We start from the raw sequence: 4,599 nt of genomic DNA, 5'->3' as shown, positions 1-4,599 counted from the left end.
AGGAGTTTCGTCGTGACGGAAATGAGTGGTGCCGACATGGTGGTTCAGGCGCTGGTCGACCTCGGGGTCGATACGGTGTTCGGCTATCCGGGCGGCGCGGTCCTTCCCATCTATGACGCGCTCTACAAGCACCCGACGATCAAGCACATCCTCGTCCGCCACGAACAGGCGGCGACGCATGCCGCCGAAGGCTATGCGCGCTCGACCGGCAAGCCCGGGGTCGTACTCGTTACCTCGGGTCCCGGCGCGACCAATGCCGTCACCGGCATCACCGACGCGCTGCTCGACAGCATCCCGATGGTCGTACTGACGGGACAGGTCCCGACGACCCTGATCGGCACCGACGCGTTCCAGGAATGCGACACGGTCGGCATCACGCGCCACTGCACCAAGCATAATTATCTCGTGATGGACCCCGACCGCCTGGGTCCGATCATCCACGAGGCGTTCCACATCGCGACGCACGGCCGCCCGGGTCCGGTGGTGATTGATATTCCGAAAAATGTGCAGGTCGCGACGGGCACCTACAGCGTGCCCGAATTCATCCAGCACAACAGCTATCGCCCGCAGGTCGAACCCGACGCCGAAGCGATCGACGCCGCGATCGACATGATCGCCGCCGCCGAGCGTCCGGTCTTCTACACCGGCGGCGGCGTGATCAACGCCGGCCCCGACGCCAGCGCAGCGCTCCGCCAGCTCGTCAGCCTCACCGGCGCACCGGTCACCTCGACGCTGATGGGGCTTGGCGCCTTCCCCGCCGACGATCCGAAGTGGCTTGGCATGCTCGGCATGCACGGCACCTATGAATCGAACATGGCGATGAACCGCGCCGACCTGATCATCGCGGTCGGCGCGCGTTTCGACGACCGGGTGACCGGCCGCCTCGACGCTTTCGCGCCCGAAGCGAAGAAGATCCACATCGACATCGACAGAAGCTCGATCAACAAGATCGTCCCCGTCGATCTCGCGGTGGTCGGCGACGCCGGCCGCGCGCTCGATGCGCTGATCGCCGCGTGGCAGGACAAGGGCCACAAGGCACGTGATCTGGGTGAATGGTGGCGCCGCGTCGACGGCTGGCGCGCGACGCGCTGCCTCGACTTCCCCGAAAAGAAGGACGCCGGCGCCGACATCATGCCGCAGCGCGCTGTGAAGGCGCTGTTCGACGCGACCCGCGGCCGCGACCCGATCATCACGACCGAGGTCGGCCAGCACCAGATGTGGGCGGCGCAGCATTTCGGCTTCTCGGCCCCGAACCGCTGGCTCACCAGCGGCGGGCTCGGCACGATGGGTTATGGCTTCCCCGCCGCGGTCGGCGCACAGATCGCGCATCCGAACCGCCTTGTCGTGTGCATCGCGGGCGAAGCCTCGCTCCAGATGAACATCCAGGAAATGGGCACGGTCGCGCAATATCGCCTGCCGGTGAAGATCTTCATCCTCAACAATGAATGGATGGGGATGGTCCGCCAGTGGCAGGAACTGACCTATGAAAGCCGCTATTCGAACAGCTATTCGGACAGCCTTCCCGATTTCGTGAAGCTCGCCGATGCTTACGGGTGGACGGGCCTGCGCATCGACACGCTCGGCGAACTCGAGGACGGCATCCAGCGGATGATCGACACGCCCGGACCGGTGATCGTCGATTGCCGCGTCGCGCAGCTTGCGAACTGCTTCCCGATGATCCCGTCGGGCGCCGCGCACACCGACATGATCCTCCAGCCGAGCGACGTCACCGGCACGATGGACGACGAAGCCAAGGCACTGGTGTAAACCCATGAAAATCAAAACCGAGGCCGGCGAGCGCCATGTGCTCGCCATCACCGTCGACAACGAGGCCGGAGTGCTCGCCAAGATCACCGGGCTGTTCACCGCGCGCGGCTATAATATCGAAAGCCTGACCGTGGCCGACATCAGTTCGGATCATGCGCTGTCGCGGATCACGATAGTCACCTCAGGCCCGCCCGCGGTGATCGACCAGATCATCGCGCAGCTCGACCGGCTCGTTCCCGTCCACAAGGTGACCGACCTTGCCGATCAGGGCGCGCATGTCGAACGCGAGATCGCGCTGGTGAAGGTCGCAGGCACCGGCGACAAGCGGATCGAGGCGCTGCGCCTCGCCGACGTCTTTCGCGCCAAGGTGGTCGACACGACGCTGACGAGCTTCATCTTCGAGATCACCGGCGCCAGCGAAAAGGTCGACCGCTTCATCGCACTGATGCGCGAATGCGGCCTCGTCGAGGTTGGCCGCACCGGCATCGTCGCCATCGCCCGCGGGTCGGAGGCGGTTTAGAGTTTCAACAGGAATGACAGTCCAACCTTCGTCACCCCGGACTTGATCCGGGGTCCAAGGATGCCGGGTCAAGCCCGGCGTGACGAAAGAAAACAAGGGAAGATAGACATGCAGGTTTATTACGATCGCGACGCCGACCAGGATCTGATCAAGGGCAGGAAGGTCGCCATCGTCGGCTATGGCAGTCAGGGTCACGCGCATGCGCAGAACCTCCGCGACAGCGGCGTGCGCGACGTCGCGGTCGCGCTTCGCCCCGGTTCGGCAACCGCGAAAAAGGCCGAAGCCGCCGGCTTCCAGGTGATGTCGAACAAGGAAGCCGCCGCCTGGGCCGACGTGATCATGATCGCCGCTCCCGATGAACATCAGGCGAAAATCTACGCCGACGATCTCGCCGACAATATGAAGCCCGGCGCCGCACTCGCCTTCGCGCACGGCCTCAACATCCACTTCGGCCTGATCGAGGCCCGCCCCGACATCGACGTGTTCATGATCGCGCCCAAGGGTCCGGGCCACACCGTGCGCAGCGAGTATCAGCGCGGCGGCGGGGTTCCCTGCCTGATCGCGGTCGCGCAGGAAGCCAGCGGCAACAGCGGCAACGGCCACGCCAAGGCGCTCGCCCTGTCCTACGCCTCGGCGGTCGGCGGCGGCCGTAGCGGCATCATCGAAACGACCTTCAAGGAAGAGTGCGAAACCGACCTCTTCGGCGAACAGGCTGTGCTCTGCGGCGGCGTCACCCACCTGATCCAGGCCGGTTTCGAAACGCTGGTCGAGGCGGGCTACGCCCCCGAAATGGCCTATTTCGAGTGCCTCCACGAAACCAAGCTGATCGTCGACCTTCTCTATGAAGGCGGCATCGCGAACATGCGCTATTCGATCTCGAACACCGCCGAATATGGCGACATCAAGACCGGCCCGCGCATCATCACCGACGAGACCAAAGCCGAAATGAAGCGCGTCCTCGCCGACATCCAGTCGGGCCGCTTCGTCAAGGACTTCGTCCTCGACAACCAGGCCGGCCAGCCCGAACTGAAGGCGAGCCGCAAGGCCGCCGCCGCGCATCCGATCGAAAAGACCGGCGCCGAGCTGCGCGCGATGATGCCGTGGATCGCCAAGAACAAGCTGGTCGACAAGGCCGTCAACTGACGGCTTGAAGCATCCGCTTCCGCAATCGCGGGCAAGGGATTAGGAAAGGTGGCAATGCCATCCGACCTTTCCCTTGCCTGCGCCTGCGGGACCGTCACCGGAACGCTGCTGCGCGTCGGCACCGATCAGGGCGATCATGTCATATGCCATTGCACCGATTGCCAGGACCTCACCCGCTATCTTGGCCATGCGGAGCGCGTCCTCGACGCGCACGGTGGTACGGCGCTTTATCAGTCGCGATGCGCGCGCATGCGGATCGATACAGGCCGCGACCGCCTCGCCTCGCTTCATCTGACCGACAAGCCCACGCTGCGCTGGTATGCCCGATGCTGCGGCATGCCGCTGTTCAACAGCTATGCGAACGGCAAGATCCCATACATCACGACACAGCTCGCCGCATGCGACCCCGCGATGCGCGCCCGGCTCGTCGGCCCGCCGCGCGGGCACCTCTTCACCCAGGACGCCATCGGCGACACGAGCGACTTGCCCCGCATGAGCATGCTCGCATTGATGCGCCGTTTTTTCCCGCGGATGATCAAGGACATCGTCTCGGGCGATCGTCGGCGATGCGCGCTTTTCGATGCCGCGACGCTGGAACCGATCGCCCCGCCCCGCCGGCTGACCTCCGAAGAACGAAACGCCCTCGGGCGCGACTGAGTTCGTCCGGGCCGGCTTGCCATTGCGGCCATAAGGCCTAGGAAGCCCCGATGCCCCGCCCTTCTCCCTTTGCGGCTCACCGCGCCGATCTCGACGCGCTTGCCGCCGACGATCGCCGCCGCACCCTTGCGCCGCGCGCTGGCGCCGACTTCGCCTCGAACGACTATCTCGCGCTCGCGGGCTCCTACGCACTCAATGAAGCGCTCGCGACGGGCCTCCAGCGCGGCCTCCCTGCCGGGTCGGGGGGCTCGCGCCTGCTTCGCGGCAACCACGAGGAGCATGAAGCGCTCGAAGCCCATGCCGCGCGCCATTATGGCAGCGAAGCCGCGCTCTTTTTCCCGACCGGTTTCGCCGCCAATGTCGCGCTTTTCGCGACGCTGCCGCAGCGCGGCGACCTCGTCGTCCATGACGAACTCATCCACGCGAGCGCGCACGATGGCATGAAACTCGGCCGCGCCGGCCATGTCGAGGCGCGGCACAACGACGCGCAGGCGTTCGACGACGTCATCGCG

At 65.4% G+C, this 4,599-nt stretch carries 5 protein-coding genes; all 5 read left to right on the top strand.

The window, feature by feature from the left end:
• The first annotated feature begins 12 nt into the window (after positions 1–12).
• Positions 13–1,767 carry an acetolactate synthase 3 large subunit gene (locus VN047_RS20810; protein ID WP_325546085.1) on the top strand — a complete coding sequence of 585 codons (1,755 nt, stop codon included), beginning with the start codon at positions 13–15 and terminating at the stop codon, positions 1,765–1,767.
• 4 nt (positions 1,768–1,771) lie between these two features.
• Entirely contained in the window at positions 1,772–2,287 is a 516-nt protein-coding gene (gene ilvN, locus VN047_RS20805) for an acetolactate synthase small subunit (protein WP_325546081.1), read from the top strand.
• Positions 2,288–2,395: 108 nt separating this feature from the next.
• Positions 2,396–3,430 carry a ketol-acid reductoisomerase gene (ilvC, locus tag VN047_RS20800; protein ID WP_325546079.1) on the top strand — a complete coding sequence of 345 codons (1,035 nt, stop codon included), beginning with the start codon at positions 2,396–2,398 and terminating at the stop codon, positions 3,428–3,430.
• A 54-nt stretch (positions 3,431–3,484) separates the two neighbouring features.
• Positions 3,485–4,087: a DUF6151 family protein gene (locus VN047_RS20795; protein ID WP_325546083.1), complete on the top strand. Its 603-nt coding sequence runs from the start codon at positions 3,485–3,487 to the stop codon at positions 4,085–4,087.
• Between the two features lie 50 nt (positions 4,088–4,137).
• A partial coding sequence (locus VN047_RS20790) for an aminotransferase class I/II-fold pyridoxal phosphate-dependent enzyme (protein WP_325546077.1) occupies positions 4,138–4,599 on the top strand: 462 nt, incomplete at its 3' end.

The organism is Sphingopyxis sp., assembly GCF_035565275.1.
Taxonomy (GTDB): Bacteria; Pseudomonadota; Alphaproteobacteria; order Sphingomonadales; family Sphingomonadaceae; genus Sphingopyxis.
The sequence above is the reverse complement of the archived record's forward strand: the minus strand, read 5'-3'. Positions and strand labels throughout refer to the sequence as shown.